This is a genomic window from Pseudomonas fluorescens, from assembly GCF_900636825.1.
Classification (GTDB): domain Bacteria; phylum Pseudomonadota; class Gammaproteobacteria; order Pseudomonadales; family Pseudomonadaceae; genus Aquipseudomonas; species Aquipseudomonas fluorescens_BG.
In genome coordinates this window covers 5,653,705-5,674,747 of the sequence record NZ_LR134318.1, presented here as the reverse complement: position 1 = coordinate 5,674,747, position 21,043 = coordinate 5,653,705, and the positions used below count along the sequence as shown (strand labels likewise).

Annotated in this window: 17 protein-coding genes; 12 read left to right on the top strand and 5 right to left on the bottom strand. The window is 61.6% G+C overall.

The features are described from left to right. The first annotated feature begins 16 nt into the window (after nucleotides 1-16). Nucleotides 17-2,296: a phosphoenolpyruvate--protein phosphotransferase gene (gene ptsP, locus EL257_RS26000; RefSeq protein ID WP_126367416.1), complete on the top strand. Its 2,280-nt coding sequence runs from the start codon at nucleotides 17-19 to the stop codon at nucleotides 2,294-2,296. 265 nt (nucleotides 2,297-2,561) lie between these two features. Here ptsP and EL257_RS25995 read toward each other — a convergent pair whose 3' ends face one another. After that, a complete protein-coding gene (locus EL257_RS25995) occupies nucleotides 2,562-3,308 on the bottom strand; it encodes an NRDE family protein (RefSeq protein WP_126367414.1) in 747 nt (248 codons plus the stop codon). A 129-nt stretch (nucleotides 3,309-3,437) separates the two neighbouring features. Here EL257_RS25995 and EL257_RS25990 point away from each other — a divergent pair, with 129 nt between their 5' ends. The 3 genes from EL257_RS25990 (at nucleotide 3,438) to EL257_RS25980 (ending at nucleotide 6,137) form a co-directional block, all read left to right on the top strand. After that, complete coding sequence (locus EL257_RS25990) at nucleotides 3,438-4,220, top strand: sulfite exporter TauE/SafE family protein (RefSeq protein WP_126367412.1); 783 nt, start codon at nucleotides 3,438-3,440, stop codon at nucleotides 4,218-4,220. A 79-nt stretch (nucleotides 4,221-4,299) separates the two neighbouring features. Further along, complete coding sequence (gene lgt / locus EL257_RS25985; RefSeq protein WP_016772683.1) at nucleotides 4,300-5,115, top strand: prolipoprotein diacylglyceryl transferase; 816 nt, start codon at nucleotides 4,300-4,302, stop codon at nucleotides 5,113-5,115. 50 nt (nucleotides 5,116-5,165) lie between these two features. After that, nucleotides 5,166-6,137, top strand: coding sequence for a thymidylate synthase (locus EL257_RS25980; RefSeq protein WP_126367410.1), 972 nt, complete (start codon nucleotides 5,166-5,168; stop codon nucleotides 6,135-6,137). Nucleotides 6,138-6,256: 119 nt separating this feature from the next. On the opposite strand, the gene cadR is transcribed toward EL257_RS25980, so the two are convergent. Further along, complete coding sequence (gene cadR / locus EL257_RS25975; RefSeq protein ID WP_126367408.1) at nucleotides 6,257-6,706, bottom strand: Cd(II)/Pb(II)-responsive transcriptional regulator; 450 nt, start codon at nucleotides 6,704-6,706, stop codon at nucleotides 6,257-6,259. An 84-nt stretch (nucleotides 6,707-6,790) separates the two neighbouring features. Here cadR and EL257_RS25970 point away from each other — a divergent pair, with 84 nt between their 5' ends. From EL257_RS25970 to EL257_RS25940, 7 genes are all read left to right on the top strand, one after another. Beyond that, nucleotides 6,791-9,097 (top strand): heavy metal translocating P-type ATPase, encoded by a 2,307-nt coding sequence (locus EL257_RS25970; protein ID WP_126367406.1) that lies wholly within the window; start codon nucleotides 6,791-6,793, stop codon nucleotides 9,095-9,097. Nucleotides 9,098-9,111: 14 nt separating this feature from the next. After that, nucleotides 9,112-9,975: a LysR family transcriptional regulator gene (locus EL257_RS25965; protein ID WP_126367404.1), complete on the top strand. Its 864-nt coding sequence runs from the start codon at nucleotides 9,112-9,114 to the stop codon at nucleotides 9,973-9,975. A 195-nt stretch (nucleotides 9,976-10,170) separates the two neighbouring features. Beyond that, nucleotides 10,171-11,247, top strand: a complete 1,077-nt coding sequence (locus tag EL257_RS25960) for a putative 2-aminoethylphosphonate ABC transporter ATP-binding protein (RefSeq protein ID WP_126367402.1) — start codon at nucleotides 10,171-10,173, stop codon at nucleotides 11,245-11,247. Next, nucleotides 11,247-12,971 carry a putative 2-aminoethylphosphonate ABC transporter permease subunit gene (locus EL257_RS25955; RefSeq protein WP_126367400.1) on the top strand — a complete coding sequence of 575 codons (1,725 nt, stop codon included), beginning with the start codon at nucleotides 11,247-11,249 and terminating at the stop codon, nucleotides 12,969-12,971. The genes EL257_RS25960 and EL257_RS25955 overlap by 1 nt, the downstream gene beginning before the upstream one ends. A 37-nt stretch (nucleotides 12,972-13,008) precedes the next feature. Next, nucleotides 13,009-14,034 (top strand): putative 2-aminoethylphosphonate ABC transporter substrate-binding protein, encoded by a 1,026-nt coding sequence (locus EL257_RS25950; RefSeq protein ID WP_126367398.1) that lies wholly within the window; start codon nucleotides 13,009-13,011, stop codon nucleotides 14,032-14,034. A 142-nt stretch (nucleotides 14,035-14,176) separates the two neighbouring features. Beyond that, nucleotides 14,177-15,310, top strand: coding sequence for a TIGR03364 family FAD-dependent oxidoreductase (locus EL257_RS25945; protein WP_126367396.1), 1,134 nt, complete (start codon nucleotides 14,177-14,179; stop codon nucleotides 15,308-15,310). Further along, a complete protein-coding gene (locus EL257_RS25940) occupies nucleotides 15,307-15,864 on the top strand; it encodes a phosphonate degradation HD-domain oxygenase (protein WP_126367394.1) in 558 nt (185 codons plus the stop codon). The genes EL257_RS25945 and EL257_RS25940 overlap by 4 nt, the downstream gene beginning before the upstream one ends. Nucleotides 15,865-16,037: 173 nt before the next feature. On the opposite strand, the gene EL257_RS25935 is transcribed toward EL257_RS25940, so the two are convergent. Both EL257_RS25935 and EL257_RS25930 read right to left on the bottom strand, forming a co-directional pair. Continuing rightward, the gene (locus EL257_RS25935) at nucleotides 16,038-17,423 is read right to left on the bottom strand and encodes a GTPase/DUF3482 domain-containing protein (RefSeq protein ID WP_126367392.1); all 1,386 of its coding nucleotides are present in this window, start codon (nucleotides 17,421-17,423) and stop codon (nucleotides 16,038-16,040) included. Beyond that, nucleotides 17,416-18,789, bottom strand: a complete 1,374-nt coding sequence (locus EL257_RS25930; protein WP_126367390.1) for a DUF2868 domain-containing protein — start codon at nucleotides 18,787-18,789, stop codon at nucleotides 17,416-17,418. The genes EL257_RS25935 and EL257_RS25930 overlap by 8 nt, the downstream gene beginning before the upstream one ends. 86 nt (nucleotides 18,790-18,875) lie before the next feature. On the opposite strand from EL257_RS25930, the gene EL257_RS25925 reads away from it, so the two are divergent. Continuing rightward, nucleotides 18,876-19,394, top strand: a complete 519-nt coding sequence (locus EL257_RS25925; protein WP_126367388.1) for a dihydrofolate reductase — start codon at nucleotides 18,876-18,878, stop codon at nucleotides 19,392-19,394. Between the two features lie 59 nt (nucleotides 19,395-19,453). On the opposite strand, the gene EL257_RS25920 is transcribed toward EL257_RS25925, so the two are convergent. Continuing rightward, nucleotides 19,454-20,842 (bottom strand): L-cystine transporter, encoded by a 1,389-nt coding sequence (locus EL257_RS25920; RefSeq protein ID WP_126367386.1) that lies wholly within the window; start codon nucleotides 20,840-20,842, stop codon nucleotides 19,454-19,456. Nucleotides 20,843-21,043 lie beyond the last annotated feature (201 nt).

Here is a 21,043-nt window from a genome sequence, read left to right as displayed (position 1 = left end):
AGTTCGACCCCGAGCCATGCTCAATACGCTGCGCAAGATCGTCCAGGAAGTTAACTCCGCCAAGGATCTCAAGGCGGCGTTGGGGATTATTGTGTTGCGCGTCAAAGAGGCCATGGGCAGCCAGGTCTGCTCGGTCTACCTGCTTGATCCCGAGACCAACCGCTTCGTCCTGATGGCCACCGAGGGCTTGAACAAGCGCTCGATCGGCAAGGTCAGCATGGCACCCAACGAAGGTCTGGTCGGTCTGGTCGGCACGCGTGAAGAACCCCTGAACCTGGAAAACGCCTCGGTTCACCCGCGCTACCGCTATTTTGCCGAAACCGGTGAAGAGCGTTATGCCTCGTTTCTCGGTGCCCCGATCATTCACCACCGCCGCGTCGTCGGCGTGTTGGTCATCCAGCAGAAAGAACGCCGCCAGTTCGACGAAGGTGAAGAAGCCTTCCTCGTGACCATGAGCGCGCAGCTCGCCGGCGTTATCGCCCACGCCGAGGCCACCGGATCGATCCGCGGTCTGGGTCGTCAGGGCAAGGGCATCCAGGAAGCCAAATTCGTCGGCGTGCCGGGTTCGCCAGGTGCTGCCGTCGGTACCGCCGTGGTCATGCTGCCGCCGGCCGATCTCGACGTGGTGCCGGACAAGACCATCACCGACATCAACGCCGAGTTGGCGCTGTTCAAGACTGCCATCGAAGGCGTGCGCGCCGATATGCGCGCATTGTCCGCCAAGCTCGCGACCCAGTTGCGCCCGGAAGAGCGCGCGCTGTTCGACGTCTACCTGATGATGCTCGACGACGCCTCGCTGGGCAGTGAAATCACCACCGTGATCAAGACCGGCCAGTGGGCCCAGGGCGCGCTGCGTCAGGTGGTCACCGATCACGTCAACCGCTTCGAATTGATGGACGACGCCTACCTGCGTGAGCGCGCGTCGGACGTCAAGGATCTGGGCCGTCGTCTGCTCGCCTACCTGCAGGAAGAGCGTCAGCAGAACCTGGTCTACCCGGAAAAAACCATTCTGGTCAGCGAGGAACTGACGCCGGCGATGCTCGGCGAGGTCCCGGAAGGTACGCTGGTCGGTCTGGTTTCGGTGCTCGGCTCGGGTAACTCGCACGTCGCGATCCTTGCTCGTGCCATGGGCATTCCGACGGTGATGGGCCTGGTGGACCTGCCGTACGCCAAAGTCGACGGTATCGAAATGATCGTCGACGGTACACGCGGCGAGGTCTACACCAACCCGAGCGAAGTGCTGCGCAAGCAATTCGCTGAAATCGTCGAGGAAGAGAAACAACTGGCGCTGGGCCTCGACACCCTGCGCGATCTGCCCTGCGTAACCCTCGATGGCCACCGCATGCCGCTGTGGGTCAACACCGGCCTGCTGGCCGATGTGGCGCGGGCGCAGAAGCGCGGTGCCGAAGGGGTTGGCCTGTACCGCACCGAAGTGCCGTTCATGATCAACCAGCGCTTCCCGAGCGAGAAGGAACAACTGGCGATCTACCGCGAACAGCTCGCCGCGTTCCACCCGCAACCGGTGACCATGCGCAGCCTCGACATCGGCGGCGACAAGTCGCTGTCGTACTTCCCGATCAAGGAAGACAACCCGTTCCTCGGCTGGCGCGGCATCCGCGTCACCCTCGATCACCCGGAAATCTTCCTGGTGCAGACTCGCGCGATGCTCAAGGCCAGCGAAGGCCTGAACAACCTGCGGATTCTGCTGCCGATGATCTCCGGCACCCATGAACTCGAAGAAGCCTTGCACCTGATTCACCGCGCCTGGGGCGAAGTGCGCGACGAAGGCACCGACGTGCCGATGCCGCCGATCGGGGTAATGATCGAGATCCCGGCGGCGGTGTACCAGACCAAGGAACTGGCGCGGATGGTCGACTTTCTCTCGGTCGGCTCTAACGACTTGACCCAGTATTTACTGGCGGTCGACCGTAACAACCCGCGTGTGGCCGACCTTTACGATTACCTGCACCCGGCGGTGCTGCAAGCGCTGCAAACCGTTGTCCGTGATGCGCATGCCGAGGGCAAACCGGTGAGTATCTGCGGCGAGATGGCCGGTGATCCGGCGGCAGCCGTGTTGTTGATGGCGATGGGGTTCGACAGCCTGTCGATGAACGCCACCAACCTGCCGAAGGTGAAATGGATGTTGCGTCAGGTCAATCTGAGCAAGGCGCAGGAGATGCTGGCTGAACTGATGAAGATCGATAACCCGCAAGTTATCCACAGCTCGCTGCAATTGGCGCTGAAGAATCTCGGGCTGGCGAAGATGAATTCGCCGGTGGTCACCAAGGCTCTCTAAAGATCAAAAGCCCCTCACCCTAGCCCTCTCCCGGAGGGAGAGGGGATTGATTGGGGGTTGCTCGGAAGCCACGCCGACCTGAAAGAGCGCTGCTGAATCCATAATCGACTCGGCGATGGAAGTGTTGTCCGACTTCATATCAGCTCGGCAATGAAAGTGCTGTCCGAATTCATAATCAACTCGGTCTTTCAGGTCGGTGCATGGCTCAGGACACTTCGGTCGGCCCCCTCTCCCTCCGGGAGAGGGCTGGGGTGAGGGTAGGCTTTTAAACGCAAATCTCAACTTCGCCCAAATGCCCGCCATACGGCCCAAAACTGCGCTCCACCATTCGCCGCGTTCCGTCCGCCTGCACGATCAACGCCGTACTCGCCCGCGTCCCGTAACTCATGCTGGCGATGAATACGCTCGACAGCAGCGCCTCAGTCGCCATCCCCACCCCGGTGTCCGGCAGCTCGGCTTCCGGCGCGGTCTGCGCATCACTCAACAACGCCATCAGCCGCTCAGGCTGCGGATCGTCCAGCACCGCGTTCAATGCAGCCTTGGCCTTGAGCAGTTTCGGCCAAGGCGTATCGAGTCCGGCGTTGGATAACCCATAGACCCCAGGCTGCAACATCACCGGCTCCGACGCCCGTGCATTGAAGTGCCACAGCTCGTGAGTATTGCCGAGCAGCAGATTGAATCCCGCGTACTCGGCAGCACGGCCAACCACATCGCTCAAATAATCATCAATCGACACATCGCCCGTGAGAAACCGCGCCACCAGTTCGCCGCGGGATTTGGTGGCCGGCGGCTGCTGCGGGTCGCGGATATTGGTCAGCGCGGCGAAACGGCCATTGGCGCCAATCCCCAGCCAGGTTCCCCCGGCTTCAAGATCACGTCCGGCATGTACATGCGGCGCCTCTGGCCATGGCGCCAGCGGCAGGCTGGGCCGGGCGTAGAACTCGTCACGGTTGGCCGCGACGATCAGCGGCTGGGCATGGCCCGGGCGCCAGGCGAAAACAATCAGGCACATAAGGTGATCCTTGTGTGTTTTTTGCTCACTCTACGCATCCGGCGTCCGTGCATCCATCGCCAGTGGAGCAGAAGGCTATGCATCCGTTACCATGCCGCTCCAGTTTGGGGATGCGTCTGGGAGACAGTCATGGAATTTCTGCTCTATCTGGCGCTCGGCGCCTGTGCGGGCGTGCTCGCCGGGCTGTTCGGGGTTGGCGGCGGAATTATCATCGTCCCGGTGTTGGTGTTCAGTTTTACCTTGCAGGGTTTCGATCAGACGATCCTCACGCATCTGGCGGTGGGAACCTCGCTGGCGACGATCATTTTCACCTCGATCAATGCTGTTCGCGAGCACCACAAACGCGGCGCGGTGCGCTGGGCGATCTTTCGCTGGATGACCGTGGGGATTCTGCTCGGCGCCGGTTTCGGTGCGCTGACCGCAGAAGCGATCTCGGGGCCGAACCTGCAGAAAATCATCGGCGTGTTCGCCGTGGTGATCGCCGTGCAACTGGCGCTGGACGTCAAACCCAAGGCCAGCCGAACGGTGCCGGGCAAGCTCGGTCTGACCGCTGCGGGCACGGTGATTGGCTGGGCCTCGGCGATTTTCGGCATCGGCGGCGGTTCGCTGACCGTGCCGTTCCTGACCTGGCGCAGCGTGCCGATGCAGCAGGCCGTGGCTACGTCATCGGCGTGTGGCTTGCCGATTGCGCTGGCCAGCGCATCAAGTTTCATGATTCTGGGCTGGCACGATCCGTTGTTGCCGGCCCATAGTCTCGGTTTTGTTTATTTGCCGGCATTGCTGGGCATCGCCCTGACCAGCATGGTGTTCGCCCGTCTCGGCGCGCGCCTGGCGCACAAGTTGTCGCCGCGCTTGCTGAAACGGCTGTTCGCCGCTTTGCTGTTGTGCGTGGGTGTGAGCTTTTTGCTTTAGCCGCGTCGCAATCCTGGCTTAATCCTGAGGTGGCAGCGTCGCCCGGGAATTTTGGTTTCAACTCTAACGAGGAGTCGCAATGCTGCCTTACCCGCAGATCGACCCGGTGGCCCTGGCCATCGGTCCGCTGAAAATCCATTGGTACGGTCTGATGTACCTGATCGGCATCGGCGGTGCGTGGCTGCTGGCGTCGCGCCGGCTCAACCGTTTCGACCCGACCTGGACCAAGGAGAAACTCTCCGATCTGGTGTTCTGGCTGTCGATGGGGGTGATCGTCGGCGGACGGCTCGGTTACGTGCTGTTCTACGACCTGAGCGCCTACCTGGCCAACCCGACGCTGATTTTCGAAGTGTGGAAGGGCGGCATGTCGTTCCACGGCGGGTTCATTGGCGTCATGCTGGCGGCCTTGTGGTTCGGCAAGCGCAATGGCAAGTCGTTCTTCCAGTTGATGGACTTCGTCGCGCCGATGGTGCCGATCGGTCTGGGCGCCGGACGCATCGGCAACTTCATCAACGCCGAGTTGTGGGGCAAAGCCACCGACGTGCCGTGGGCGATGGTGTTTCCGCCGTTCAGCGATCCGGCGCAACTGCCGCGTCACCCGTCGCAGCTGTATCAATTCGCCCTCGAAGGCGTCGCGCTGTTCCTGATCCTGTGGATTTTCTCGCGCAAGCCGCGCCCGACCATGGCGGTCTCCGGCATGTTTGCGCTGTTCTATGGCATCTTCCGTTTCATCGTCGAGTTCGTCCGCGTCCCGGATGCGCAGCTCGGCTATTTGGCGTGGAACTGGCTGACCATGGGCCAGGTACTCTGCGTGCCGATGATCGTCGGCGGGCTGTTGCTGATCTGGCTGGCCTATCGTCGCGCCCCGGCAGCGCCGCTCGCGCCGACGGCTTAAACTACGAACCCCGGCGCGCGACGCCGGGGCTCCAAGGACACAGGTAACTCATGAAGCAATATCTCGAACTGGTCTCGCACGTCATTCAGAACGGCACCAAACAGGCCAACCGCACCGGCATCAACACCATCAGTTTTCCGGGGGCGATGCTGCGCTTCGATCTGCAGGAAGGCTTCCCGGCGATCACCACACGCAAGATGGCCTTCAAATCGGCCATCGGCGAGATGTGCGGTTTTCTGCGTGGCGTGAACAACGCCGCTGAATTCCGCGCGCTGGGCTGCAAGGTCTGGGACCAGAACGCCAACGAAAACGCGCAGTGGCTGGCCAACCCGTTCCGTCAGGGCGACGATGACCTCGGCGAGATCTACGGCGTGCAGTGGCGCAAGTGGCCGGCGTACAAGCAGATCCCGCTAAGCAACACCGCCGCCATCGAACAGACCTTGAGCAATGGCTACAAGCAGATCGCGCAGGGGGAAGAAGACGGCCAGGCCTACGTGGTGTTGTACAAAGCCATCGACCAGGTGCGCCAGTGTGTCGACACGATCATCAAGGATCCGGGCAGCCGGCGCATCCTGTTCCACGGCTGGAACGTTGCTCAGCTCGATGAAATGGCTCTGCCGCCGTGCCATCTGCTGTATCAGTTCCACCCGAATGTCGAGACGAAGGAAATCTCGCTGACCCTGTACATCCGCTCCAATGATCTGGGTCTGGGCACGCCGTTCAACCTCACCGAAGGCGCCGCGCTGCTGAGCCTGATCGGTCGCCTGACCGGCTACACGCCGCGCTGGTTCACCTATTTCATCGGTGATGCGCACGTCTACGAAAACCACCTGGACATGCTCAACGAGCAGCTCAAGCGCGAGCCGTTTGCCATGCCAAAACTGAAGATCTCCGAGCGCGTGCCGGAGTTTGCCAAGACTGGCGTGTATCAGCCGGAGTGGCTGGAACTGGTCGAACCGAGCGATTTTTCGCTGGAAGGCTACGAGCATCACCCGCCAATGACCGCGCCAATGGCGGTCTAAAAGCTTTACGCAATGCCCTTTGTAGGAGCTGCCGAAGGCTGCGATCTTTTGATCTTATAAACAGCAAGATCAAAAGATCGCAGCCTTCGGCAGCTCCTACATTTGGTTTTGTGCAGGGCTCAGTGGCCGTGGCTACGGCCCACATGGGAGTGTTCGACTTCGGTCGCAACAACGCCGCCACTCACTTCCAGCCGCTGCAAAATCCCGCACTGTTCAGCATCCGGGCCTTCGCCACAGCGTTGGCGCAGGTCGAGCAGTTGTGTCTGCAAAGCCAGCAACCCGTCAATCCGCGCCTTCACATGCTGGATATGCTCGTCGATCAGCGCATTGACGCTCTCGCATTGATCCTGCGGACTGTCGCGCAGGGCGAGCAGGCTGCGAATTTCTTCAAGGGTCATGTCGAGTGTGCGGCAGTTGCGGATGAAGGTCAGGCGCTCAGCGTGGGCCTGGGTGTAGACGCGATAGTTGCCGTCGCTGCGCGCCGGTTCCGGTAGCAGGTTTTCGCGCTCGTAGTAACGGATGGTTTCCACCGCGCAGTCGGTGAGCTTCGCCAATTCTCCAATTTTCATCGCGGCAATCTCCAAAAGGGTGCTTGACCCTATAGTGGCTACAGGGTCTTTACTTGGCAACAGGCACCTTCATGGACGCACCCAATGAGCGATTCCCTGCACACCCACAAGCCCGGCGACGGGCACGATCACGGTCATAAATTGCAGCCAGTGCACAAACATGAGCACGGCGGCGATTCCTGCTGCGCCTCGAAAGCTGCGCCGGCCCCGGTTCATTCGCACGAAGATTCCTGTTGCTCGTCGAAAGCCGCCGCACCTGCCTTGGTGCAGTTGAGCGAAACGACCAGCGCCGATGCGCGACTGAGCACTTTCCGCATCGAGGCGATGGATTGCCCGACCGAGCAGACGTTGATCCAGAACAAGCTCGGCAAAATGGCCGGCGTGCAGCAACTGGAATTCAACCTGATCAACCGCGTACTCGGCGTCACCCATAACCTGCCGGGCACCGAGCCAATCACCGCAGCGATCAAATCTCTTGGCATGCGTGCCGAACCGCTGGAGGCGGGCGCCGAAGCGCCAGATGCTCCGCCGGTGAAGAAACACTGGTGGCCGCTGGCGCTGTCTGGCCTGACTGCATTGGCCGCCGAAGTCATCCACTTCACCAGCGCCGCGCCGGACTGGGTGGTGGCAATCGTTGCCCTGGTGTCGATCCTCAGCGGCGGCCTGAGCACTTATAAAAAGGGCTGGATCGCCCTGAAGAACCTCAACCTCAACATCAATGCGCTGATGAGCATCGCCGTGACCGGTGCCGTCCTCATCGGCCAGTGGCCGGAAGCGGCGATGGTGATGTTCCTGTTCACCGTCGCCGAACTGATCGAAGCGCGCTCGCTGGATCGCGCGCGCAATGCAATCAGCGGCTTGATGCAGATGACCCCCGAGCAGGCCACGGTGTTGCAGGCCGATGGCAACTGGCGCGAACAAGAGGTGAAAAGCGTCGAACTCGGCGCCCGCGTGCGGGTGAAACCCGGCGAGCGCATTGCGCTGGACGGCAGCGTGGTCAGCGGCAGCTCGACCATCGACCAGGCACCGATCACCGGCGAAAGTCTGCCGATTGAAAAAACCATTGGTGACAAGGTTTTCGCCGGCACCATCAATCAGGCTGGTTCGCTGGAATACACGGTGACCGCAGCGGCCAACAACTCGACTCTGGCGCGGATCATTCACGCCGTCGAACAGGCCCAGGGTGCACGAGCGCCGACCCAGCGCTTCGTCGATCAATTCTCGAAAATCTACACGCCTGTGGTGTTTGTCTTTGCCTTGGCTGTGGCGATCATTCCACCGTTGTTCATGGGCGCCGCTTGGTTCGACTGGATCTACCGCGCGCTGGTGCTGCTGGTGGTCGCCTGCCCATGTGCATTGGTGATTTCCACCCCGGTGACCATCGTCAGCGGCCTCGCGGCGGCGGCGCGCAAAGGCATTCTGGTCAAGGGCGGCGTGTACCTGGAAGGCGGTTTCAAGCTCGATTATCTGGCGCTGGATAAAACCGGCACGATCACCCACGGCAAACCGGTGCAGACCGATTACCTGTCGCTCGAGCCGACTGCCGATGCCACGGCACCGGCCATCGCCGCTGCGTTGGCCGGACGCTCTGATCACCCGGTGTCGCTGGCCATCGCCAACGCTGCTGTGGACAAAAACTTCGCCGCGTTCAGTGTGGATAACTTCGCCGCGCTCAGCGGCCGTGGAGTCAAAGGCGACATCAACGGCCAGACTTATCACTTGGGCAACCATCGTCTGGTTGAAGAATTGGGCCTTTGCTCGCCGCAACTGGAAGAGAAGCTGTTCGCCCTGGAGAAACAGGGCAAATCCGTGGTGCTGTTGCTCGACAGCTCAGGCCCACTGGCGCTGTTCGCCGTCGCTGACACGGTCAAGGAGACCAGTCGCGAGGCGATTCGTCAGTTGCATGAACTCGGGGTGAAAACCCTGATGCTGACCGGCGACAACGTTCACACTGCGCAGGCGATTGCGGCGCAGGTCGGCATCGACGAGGCGCGCGGCGATTTGCTGCCGACCGACAAGCTGCAAGCCATTGAAGATTTGTACAAGCAGGGCCACCGGGTAGGTATGGTCGGCGACGGCATCAACGACGCGCCGGCATTGGCCCGTGCCGAGATCGGCTTTGCGATGGCTGCCGCGGGCACTGATACGGCAATCGAAACCGCCGATGTCGCCTTGATGGACGATGATCTGCGCAAGATCCCGGCATTCATCAGTCTGTCGCGCAATACCGCGAGCATCCTGAAACAAAACATTGCGCTGGCGCTGGTGATCAAGGCGATCTTTCTTGCGGTAACCTTCGCCGGGCTCGCCACCATGTGGATGGCGGTGTTTGCCGACATGGGCGTGAGCCTGCTGGTGGTGTTCAACGGTTTGCGCCTGCTGCGCAAATAACCTGAGGATTGGCTGTGCTGAGTGCCGAGCTGAAAGCGTTTTACATGGTCGCCCGCTTGGGCAGCATCACGCTGGCGGCGAAAAAACTCGGCCTCAGCCAACCGACCGTGACCACACAGATCCGCAATCTGGAAAGCCAGTATTCGGTGGAGTTGTTCTACCGTGGCGGGCGGCGTCTGAGTGTCAGCGATGAAGGCGCGCGGTTGCTGCCGATGGTCAAAACGCTATTGCAGCAGGAAGCCGATATCGAGTTTTTCCTGCGCAACAGCGGTCAGGTGCAGGGCACGTTGCGCATCGCAGCGACGGCGCCGTATTACATTCTCGATCTGGTGAAGACCTTCCGCGAGCGTTTGCCGCAAGTGGAAGTGTCAGTAGAAATCGGCAACTCGCAGCAGGTGCTGGAAGCGCTGGAGGACTACCGCGTTGATGTCGCCGCTTCGTCACAGTTGCTCGATGACGCGCGTTTGATTCGGCGTGTGCTGGGCACGGATCCGCTGGTACTGGCGGTGCATCGCAATCATCCACTGGCAGCGCAGGAGCATGTGGCGTTGGCGGCGCTGGCCGGGCACACCTTGTTGATGCGCGAGTCGGGCTCGACCACGCGCCGGCTGACTGAAGAACTGCTCGCCAGCGCGGGTGTGAGTTTCGGGCCGTTGCTGGAGATCGGCAGCCGCGAGTCGATTCGCGAGGCGGTGCTGCGCAATATCGGCATCAGCATAATTGCGCGCCAGGAAGTGCCGCACGATCCGCAATTGCGCGTACTGACCATCGAAAATGCACCGCAGATTCCGGAGTATCTGTATTGCCTCAAGGAAAGGAAGGGCGCGCGGTTGCCGGCGGCGTTTCTTGGCTTGGCCCAAGAGATGTCTCCCGCCTGAAGATCAAAAGATCGCAGCCTTCGGCAGCTCCTACAGTGGGAACGCATTACTAATGTAGGAGCTGCCGAAGGCTGCGATCTTTTGATCTTGAACCCAAATCCCCGAATACCACTATCAGCGGTTTTTGCCTCGCTGCCACATGACGGACGCATTACAACTCTAGGATTGGCCTCATCCGTTTGATGAGGTCTTTCCATGAATCCTGCCATCGCAACTGCCCTGACCAATCCCGGCGCGCCGATGAAAGTGCGCGGCATGCAGAAACGCTTCGGTGCGTTTACTGCGCTGGATAACGTCTCCCTCGATGTCGCCGCCGGTGAGCTGGTCTGCCTGCTCGGCCCGTCGGGCTGTGGCAAGACCACGCTGCTGCGCTGCATCGCCGGGCTGGAAAAACAGGATAGCGGCGAGTTGTACCTCGGCGATCGCGACGTCTCGCACCTCGCGCCGCAGGCCCGCGACTACGGGATTTTATTCCAGTCCTACGCGCTGTTCCCCAATCTGACCGTCGAAGCGAACATTGCCTACGGCCTCGCCGGCAGTGGTCGCGACGAAGTGCGCCGTCGTGTTCGTCAGATGCTGGAACTGGTCGGCCTTATTGGCAGTGAGAAAAAGTACCCCGGCCAATTGTCCGGCGGGCAACAACAGCGGGTGGCACTGGCGCGGGCTCTGGCGCCGGCCCCGTCTCTGCTGTTGCTGGATGAACCGATGTCAGCCCTCGACGCTCGGGTGCGTGAGCATTTGTGCACCGAGCTGCGTCAGCTGCAACGCAACCTCGGCATCACCACGCTGATGGTTACGCACAATCAGGACGAAGCCATGCTGATGGCGGATCGCATTGCGGTGATGAATAACGGTCGCGTCGAGCAATACGCCACGCCGCAGGAAATCTACAACCGCCCGGCGACGCCGTTTGTCGCCGAGTTTGTCGGGCAGGGCAACTGGCTGCCGTTTCAGCGCAGCAGTGACAGCCACGCCCAGGTTGGAGGGATCAATCTGCGCCTGGCCGATGGCAGCGTGCAGAGCGCGTCGGGTCGCCTGTTCTGTCGTCCCGAGGCGATCAACGTCAATCCGCTGGTGCACGAAGAAAACCTGTTTCCGGCCAGGGTTCGCGAAATCACCTTTCTCGGCAACCGCTGCCGCATGAGCTTTGAACTCGATCAACTGCCTGGCCATGCGCTGCTCGCCGAGCTCGCCCCGGAAGCCATGCCACGCCTTGGCGCGCAGCAGATCATGGTCGCCTTGCCGCCGCGCAGCCTGCAGGTGTTCGCCTGATGAGCGCCGGGATCGCCTTGCCGCTGCCGGACAAGCAGCTACGGCAGACTTCCCGTGCCGAGATCGGCGATCGCTTGTTCGTGGTCGGCGGCAAAATCGTTCTGCTGTTGTTGCTCGGCCTCGCGGTGTTCTTGCCATTGCTGGCGATTTTCTGGCGCGGCTTCAGCGACGACGCGGGGCAGGGCGGCGGCTGGCTCGCGGCGAAAGAGCTGGTGACCAGCGCTAATTTCCACTGGTTGCTCGGCAACAGTTTGAAGGTTTCCCTCAGCGTCGCCGCCATCGTCGTACCGCTCGCTTACCTGTTTGCCTACGCCCTGCAACGTACGCTGATTCCGGCGAAGGGCATCTGGCGCGGGATTTCCCTGCTGCCGCTGATGGCGCCGTCGATGCTGCCGGGGATTGCGCTGGTCTATCTGTTCGGCAACCAAGGCATGCTGCGTGGATTTCTCTCGGACAACATCTACGGTTTCTGGGGAATTGTGCTCGGTGAGGTGATTTACACCTTTCCGCATGCGCTGATGATTCTGCTCTCGGCGTTATCGCTGGCCGATGCGCGGTTGTTCGATGCGGCGTCGAGCATGGGCGCCAGCCCGGCCAAGGCGTTTCGCAGCATCACTTGGCCGGCGACTCGCCAGGCAGTGTTCGCCGCGTTCTGTCTGGTGTTCACCTTGACCATCACTGATTTCGGTGTACCGGTGGTGGTCGGTGGCGACTACCAGGTGCTGGCGCTGGAGGCCTACAAAGCTGTGGTCGGCCAGCAGCAATTCGGGCGCGGCGCGTTGATCGGCATGGTGCTGTTGCTGCCGGCGCTGTTCAGTTTCGGCGTCGATGCCTGGCTGCGTCGTCGCCACGGCGACTCGATGAGCGGACGGGCGCAGGTGTTCCAGCCGCAGCCATCGAAATGGCGCGACGCTGGTTATCTAGCGATTGTTTTGCTGATCTGCGCCGCGTTGCTGCTGGTATTCGGCATGGCGGTGTTCTCGTCGCTGGTGAAGTTCTGGCCATACAACCTGTCGCTGTCGCTCAACCATTATCAGTTCAACGAAACCGCTGGCGGTGGCTGGCTCGCTTACAGCAACAGTTTGAAAATGGCCTTGGGGACAGCGCTGATCGGCAGCGTGCTGATTTTCACCGGCGCTTATCTGATGGAGAAAACCCGCACTCAGCATGGGCTCAACCTGGCGTTACGCATGCTCAGTTTCGTGCCGATGGCGGTGCCGGGGCTGGTGCTTGGTCTGGGTTACGTTTTCTTCTTCAACCTCACCGGCAACCCGCTGCACGTACTTTACGGGACGATGACGCTGCTGATCGTCTGCACCATTGCGCACTATCTGACCACCGCACAAATGACCGCGACCACCGCGCTGCGCCAGCTCGACGCCGAGTTCGAAGCCGCCGCGCTGTCGCTCAAAGCGCCGCTGTACCGCCACTACCTGCGCGTCACCGTACCGATCTGCCTGCCAGCGTTGCTGGACATTGTGCGCTATCTGTTCGTATCGGCGATGACCACGGTTTCCGCAGCGATCTTCCTCTACAGCCCCGACACCATCCTCGCGGCGGTGGCGGTGTTGAACATGGATGACGCCGGCAACGTCGGCGGTGCGGCAGCGATGTCGACCCTGATTCTGTTCACTTCAGCCGGCGTGTCGCTGCTGCTGGCCTGGGCTTCGCGCGGCTTGCTGCGCCGTTCCCAGGCCTGGCGGCAAACCGCGCCCGGTCATTGATTGCCAACCCGTTCAACTCATCTACAGGAAAACGCTCATGTTCAAGCCTATGGCCCTGGCCGCTGCTGTGCTCGCGACTTTCAGCCTGAATGCCTTCGCGGCAAAAACCGAGTTGACGGTGTACACCGCCCTCGAAGCCGAGCAACTGAAATCCTACAAGGAAGCCTTCGAAAAGGCCAACCCGGACGTCGAGATCAAATGGGTGCGCGATTCCACCGGGATCATCACCGCCAAACTGCTCGCCGAAAAAGCCCGGCCGCAGGCGGACGCGGTGTGGGGCTTGGCCGCGTCGAGCCTGGCGATTCTCGACCAGCAAGGCATGCTGCAAAGCTATGCGCCAAAGGATCTGGGCAAGATCGGTGCGAACTACCGCGACGCCGCCAACCCGCCCGCCTGGGTCGGCATGGACGTCTGGGCCGCGACCATTTGCTTCAACACCGTAGAGGCCGAGAAGCAGGGCCTGAGCAAGCCGGTGAGCTGGCAGGATCTGACCAAGCCTGAGTACAAAGGCAAGATCGTCATGCCCAACCCGGCGTCGTCCGGCACCGGTTTTCTCGACGTCAGTGCCTGGCTGCAAACCTTTGGCGAGCAGCAGGGCTGGGCATACATGGATGGCTTGCACCAGAATATCGGCCAGTACGTCCACTCTGGTTCCAAGCCTTGCAAACTGGCGGCGGCGGGCGAATTTCCGATCGGCATTTCCTTCGAATATCCAGCGGTACAGTTGAAGCGTCAGGGCGCGCCGCTGGACATCATCTTGCCGAAGGAAGGTTTGGGCTGGGAGATCGAAGCGACAGCGGTGATAAAGGGCACGCCGCACGAAGAAGCGGCGAAGAAACTGGCGGATTTCTCGGCCAGCGCCGAGGCGATGGATTTGTACAAAGAGAACTTTGCCGTGCTCGCCCAACCAGGCATCGCCAAGCCGCAGACCGAATTGCCAGCCGATTACGAACAGCGCCTGATCAAGAACGACTTTGCCTGGGCCTCGAAGAATCGCGACGAAATTCTGGCTGAATGGCGCAAGCGGTATGACGGCAAGTCCGAGAAAGTTGTCGCCAAGTAAGATTTTTATCGACTGACAGGGCCTCATCGCTGGCAAGCCAGCTCCCACAGGGTTTTGCGGTGAATACGAATTTTGTGACACCTCGATACCTGTGGGAGCTGGCTTGCCAGCGATGGCTATCCTTCATTCAGAGCACCTCTACATGACACAACCCAAAGACCTGCTCATCGTCGGTGCCGGCATCCTCGGCCTGTCCCACGCCTATGCCGCGGCCAGACGTGGTCTCAAAGTCGCCGTGTTCGAGCGCACCGCCACACCGCTGGGCGCTTCGGTGCGCAACTTTGGCCAAGCGCTGGTCACCGGCCAGCCCCCCGGCACGATGCTCGAACTGGCCAAGGCCAGTCGGGAAATCTGGGGCGATTGGGCGCAACTTGCCGGCCTGCAGATCAAGCGCAATGGCTCGTATTTGTTTGCTCGCAATGAAGCCGAAGAGCATCTGCTCGAAGCCTTCTGCACCGGTCGCGCGGTCGAGCATGGCTACAACGTCGAACTACTGCGCGGTGCCGCGCTGCGTGATCTTTACGGCGGCCAATTCAGCCATCACCGCGCCGCACTCCACGGCATTGACGATCAACAGCTGTATTCGCGTGAAGCGATTCCGGCGCTGATCGATTATTTGCACCGCGACCTCGGCGTCGAGTTCCACTTTTCCACGCTGGTGCGCGACGTAGAGCCGGGACATCTGCACAGCACCGCGGGCAGTTTTACCGCCAAGCAAATCATCGTCTGCTCCGGCCACGATTATCAGACCTTGCTGGCCGGGCCGATTGCCGCACTCGAGCCGCAAATCTGCCGCCTGCAAATGCTCCGCGCCAAACCGCAATCGGAGCTGAATCTGCAACACGCCGTGCTCACCGGGTTGAGCTGTGTGCACTACGGCGCCTTCGCCGATTTACCGGAAGCAGCGGCGGTACAGGCGCAGATCATCCGTGAGCAACCGCACCTGCACGCCAATGGCATCCATTTGCTGATCAGTCCGACGCCTTATGGCGAACTGATCATCGGCGACTCCCACCACTACGGCAGCGATGCCTCGCCGTTCAACGCCGAGCAGGTTGATAACTGGATGCTCGAGCTGGCGGAGCAGACGCTGGGTTGCCGGGTGCACGTGGTCGAGCGCTGGCAGGGCGTCTATGGTGCTCGGGGGCCGGGGCCATTTTCGTTCCTGCGCCCGGCACCGGGCTTGAGTGCGGCGCTGATGCACAGCGGCGTCGGCATGAGCGTCGGCCCGGCGCTGGCCGAGCGCAACATCGCGCAGCTGTGGGAGGAAGCATGAATCACGAACAGGTTGTGGCGCGGGTGTTTGGCTTGTACGAACGCTTCGGCAGCTGCGATTACATCGGCGAGCCTGTTTCGCAGATCGAACACATGTCCCAGGCCGCCGAGCTGGCGATGGCCGAAGGCTGTGATGACGAAGTGGTGCTGGCGGCGTTCTTCCATGACATCGGCCACCTGTGTGCCGAGGGCGCAGAGAACATGGGCGGTTACGGTGTGGTCAGCCATGAGCGACTCGGCGCGGACTATTTGCGTGAGGCGGGTTTCAGCGAGCGCTTGGCGCGGCTGGTGGAATATCACGTGCAGGCCAAGCGGTATCTGACGTTGCGCGAGCCGGGGTATTTCGAGCGATTGAGTGAGGCGAGCCGGCGAACGCTGGAATATCAAGGCGGGGTGATGAGCGAGGCTGAGGCGGATGCGTTCGAGGCTGATCCGTTGTGTGCGCTGAGTTTGCGCATGCGGCGCTGGGATGAGTTGGCGAAGGAGGTTGCAGTGCCGCTGATGGATCTGAGTGTGTTAACGCGCAAGGCTGAGAAATTGTTGTCGGCTGAGTGATTGCAGCCCTCACCCCAGCCCTCTCCCGGAGGGAGAGGGAGCCGACCGAGTCGTTCTCTGGTCATGCGCCGACCTGAGATATCCAGTCGAACTCAGGTTTGAAAACCACGCAGATCGGCTCCCTTTCCCCCTCGCCCCCTTGGGGGAGAGGGCTGGGGTGAGGGGGTAGCAATCTAGAGCTCAAGCACCCGATCAACCAACGCCTCAACCTGCTCCTGCCTTTCCGCCTGATTCAATTTCGCCTGCGGATTCAGCGACGACCACTGCGGATGCGCCCGCGCCTTGTTCAGCGCTTCGGGCAACTTGCCCTCGCGCCAGGTTTTATCCACAGGCGTCGCCACTTGAACGGCGTCCATCGCCGCATGCCCGCGCTGATCGAGCGCCAGCAACAACTGGCGCTGGCGTAACGCCAACAAGCGCAACACGCCGTCATCCACCGTCAGTTCCCGCTGCCCTTTGATCTTGCCGAGCAACCGACTGCCATAACTGCGCGCCGTTTGCAGCGCGCCGCCGGCAATCGCCCCCGCCAGCGCCGCTGCACCAAGAGTAATCCCGCCGACCAGCAAATCCACGCCGGCCCCGGCCGCTGCGCCGGCAGCGATGCCGCCGCCAACCCGCACGCCCAACTGCTTAAGGGTTTCCGGGTTGAACAGGTCATCGCCCCAACGCCCGTCCAGCAGCGGCAAATCACTCGCCGCTGCATCCTGCGGGCGGAACGCGTAGAGCTTGAGCAACGCTTCGACGCATTTCTGTTCGCGCTGACGAACCGCCTTGCGTAAATCGCTGATCGCCTGCTGTTCCTGCTCCGCCTCGCTGACCACGCTGCGTCGGCAGGCGGCGCAATCGATCAGCAATTCGGCGATCAACCGTGCTGCACTTTGCTGACGCGCCAAGCGCTGCGCCTGTTGATCGGCAATCAACCGCTCCAGTTGCGGGCGGGCGTTTTCCAATAGCAGGGCGAGGCTTTCGTACAAGCGCCGCTCGCCATCTTCGGGCGGCGCAACGCTGTCGAAACGCACCAGCGCATGCAGCCCCAGCCGCGCCAGCGCTTCACGCCAGTCGGGTTCGCGATGGTTGGCGCTGCTGACAAAGTTCAGCACCGGTAACAGCGGTTTGCCGCAACTGGCGAGCACTTCCAGTTCGTCGCGGTACTTGGCAAGAACCGGTTCTCGGGCGTCGATCACATACAGACCGGCGTCGGAGGCGAGCAGTTGCCGCAGCACCTTGGCTTCCTGTTCAAAGCGCTGGCGCGCCTCGCTGCCATCGAGGAACCGCGCCAGTCTGGCGGGGCCGTCGAGGCGTTCGCCGGGGCGTTCCAGGCGCTCGAGAAAATCCAGCAGGGCGATGGCGTCTTCCAGTCCAGGTGTGTCGTACAAATCCAGCAACGGCTCGCCGTCTACCGACAGCCGCGCGCCTTCGACATGCCGTGTGGTGCTCGGACGATGGGAGACTTCGCCGAAGCCGACATCGCGGGTCAGCGTACGCAGCAGCGAGGTCTTGCCGACGTTGGTGTGGCCGACGACTGCCAGTTTCAGCGGCGCTTTGCGGGCATCAGTCATGGCCATTCTCCAGCCAGTTCATCGGTGCGCAGGCGGCGAACGGCAGTTGCAACTGTTGCAACGCGACGTGCCAGTCGCTGAGGCGGTCGCCGTCCAGTGCTTCACCGGGCGGTGCTTGCAGCAGCCAGACCCGCGTCTCGCCCGCGCTGCGCGCCAGTTCGGCGATCAAGGCGAGGCTGCCGCGATCCGGTGAGCGCCGCGGATCGCAGGCAATCGCCAGACGCGCCGGGGGAAAACGGCTTAACTGCTCGAGAAGTTTATGGCGTGATTCGCGGCTGTCGAGGACGCCGGCATTGCTGACATTTTTTGGCAACGCGGGTGGCCATGGGCGCTGCTCGTCGAGTTCGATCGCCACCAGCAACGCGCCTTCGCTGACCAATTCGCTGACGCCGCTCTCGACGCGATGCAGCTGCGCCGGTTCCGGGTCATTGACGCCGAGGCGTTCGCTGGTTGGCATCAGCCGCTCGCGCAATTGCGCGTAGCCGGGCAGGTTCAAGTCCAGACGCAGCGCGGCTTTGCCGCGATTCCAGCGCCAGAAGCAAAACAGCGCCAGCAGCAAACGCGGCAGCACGCCATACACCACCAGCACACCGACCAGCCAAGTCGCCCAAGCCTGACGGGCGCTTTCGATGTTGAGTGCGCCATCGCCGCTGGCACGAATCATCGCCTCGGTTGGCACGTTGAAGCCGAGCAGCAACGGCAGATAACCGAGGGCTTGGGTGAGGTGAATAAAAGTGTCGGCGCCGAGCAGGGTGGTTTCCCAGACGAAACCGTAGCGCCGCGTCGCCATCAGCGTCAGTAGCAAGATCAATGCGCTGAGCATCGCGATTAACCACAAGCCATTGACCAGCGTACCGAGCGCCCAGCGATTGAGTTTGTCGCGTTGCAACATCAGCAAAAGCGCCGGTGCCAGTTGCGCGGCTTTGGCATCGCGGGCGAGTTTCTCGCTGAGCCATAGCCACAAACGGCCAAGCGTGGCGCCGTGTTCGCCGGCAAAAATCAAGCCCAGCGCCCAGCTCAGCAGCAGAATCAGATTGATCCCGAGCAGACTGCCCAGCGCCCAGAACACATTCACCGGTGTTTGCCCGAGTGCGGCGAAGGCCAGGCCGGCACCGCTGAACACGGCGAAGATCATCAACAGCGCCAGCGCCAGGCGCGCGCCCTGCAGCCAGTGCCTGAGTGCGGCGGTCAGCCCGTCACGCTCGGCCAGCCACAGCGCCCGGCGCTGAATCCGGCCGGGCAGATCGCCGCCGCCCGTGCGGGCCAGGCGATTGGCTTCCAGATCATCCAGAGGGCCGGCATGTTCTTCGCGCAGGCGCACGGTCTCGGTCAGCCAGAGGTTTTGCAATGGAGTCAGGTCTGTCACGCGCCATCCCGTCGCTTTAATCGAGCGCTGAGCATAACCGCTGTGGCGCTTATCGGGGTACGTACGGCTCTGGTATCCTCGCCGGCATGACTAAATCACTCCCCCTCAGCCTGATCGCAGCCCTCGGTGAAAACCGCGTGATCGGCGTCGACAACAGCATGCCCTGGCACCTGCCGGCGGATTTCAAATACTTCAAGGCGACCACCCTCGGCAAACCGATCATCATGGGTCGCAAAACCTGGGATTCGCTTGGTCGGCCGCTGCCGGGACGCTTGAACATCGTGGTCAGCCGTCAGCCTGATCTGCAGCTCGAAGGCGCCGAGGTCTATCCTTCGCTGGAAGCCGCCGTGCTGCGGGCCGAGGAATGGGCGAAGGCGCAGGGCGTTGATGAGCTGATGCTGATTGGCGGCGCGCAGTTATACGCGCAGGGACTGGCGCAGGCTGATCGCTTGTACCTGACCCGCGTTGCGCTGAGCCCGGAAGGCGATGCGTGGTTTCCGGAGTTTGATTTGAGCGAGTGGACGCTGGTTTCCAACGTTGAAAACCCGGCGGTTGAAGATAAGCCGGCGTACAGCTTCGAAGTCTGGGAGAAAAAGCAGCTGTAAGCCTCAAGCTACAAGCTGCAAGTAAAAGCTGATTGGCTCTTGGCTTGCAGCTTGCAGCTTCAGCTGACTAGCTGCGCATGCTCATCCGCATCCAGCAGTGCTTTATCGGTCTGCTGCATGACCTGGCTGGTAATCGCGCCGGCCGTGATCGAACCACTCACGTTCAACGCCGTACGGCCCATATCAATCAGCGGCTCGACCGAAATCAGCAACGCCACCAAAGATACCGGCAGACCCATCGCCGGCAGCACGATCAGCGCGGCAAACGTTGCACCGCCGCCGACCCCGGCCACACCGGCCGAACTCAACGTGACAATCGCCACCAAAGTCGCGATCCACAGCGGATCGAGCGGGTTGATGCCGACCGTTGGCGCGACCATCACCGCCAGCATCGCCGGGTACAGACCGGCGCATCCGTTCTGGCCGATGGTCGCACCGAACGAGGCGGCGAAACTGGCGACCGACGACGGGATGCCCAAACGACGGGTCTGCGCTTCGATGCTCAGCGGAATCGTCGCCGCGCTGGAGCGGCTGGTGAACGCGAAGGTCAGCACCGGCCAGATCTTGCGGAAGAAGCGCAGCGGGTTGATTCCGGCGGCCGACACCAGCACGCCGTGCACGACGAACATCAGGCCCAGGCCCAGGTATGACACTACGACGAAACTGCCGAGTTTGATGATGTCCTGCAGATTAGAGCCGGCGACCACTTTGGTCATCAGCGCCAGCACGCCGTACGGGGTCAGTTTCATCACCAGCCGTACCAGACGCATCACCCAGGCTTGCAGGATGTCGATGGCGTTGATCACTTTCTGACCTTTTTCCACGTCATCCTTGAGCAGTTGCAGCGCAGCGACGCCAAGGAACGCGGCGAAAATCACTACGCTGATGATCGAAGTCGGCTTGGCCCGGGCCAGGTCGGCAAACGGGTTCTGCGGAATGAACGACAGCAGCAATTGCGGCACATTCAGGTCGGCGACCTTGCCGGCGTAGTCGTTCTGAATGGTTTGCAGGCGGGCCATTTCCTGAGTGCCGGCGACCAGGCCTTCAGCGGTGAGGCCGAACAGGTTGGTCAGGCCGATGCCGATCAGCGCCGCGATTGCGGTGGTGAACAGCAGCGTGCCGATGGTCAGGAAACTGATCTTGCCCAGCGACGAGGCGTTATGCAGACGCGCCACCGCACTGAGGATCGAAGCGAATACCAGCGGGATGACGATCATTTGCAGCAACTGCACATAGCCGTTGCCGACCAGATCGAACCAGCCGATCGAGGCTTTCAGGACCGGGTTGCCGGCACCGTAAATCGTATGCAACGCGACGCCGAACGCCACGCCGAAGGCCAGCGCGAGCAGGACTTTTTTCGCCAGGCTCCATGAGGTGTGACGGGTTTGCGCCAGACCGAACAGCAGGGCGAGGAACACCAGCAGATTGAGGATCAGCGGCAGATTCATGAAAACTCCATAAGACTTGTGCCAGTCGCATTCTTGGGCAACTGCGAACCGGCAAGCCTAACAGCTTGATTTGCAATGAATTAATACCGAAATCGCAGGGTGTCCGTCGCTTTTGGAATAAGCGCGTGTCGCTGTCGGCAATGCATCTGGCGCGCAGGGGACGTACGCGGTCGCTGACAGGCGAGGGTTGTCACACTTATT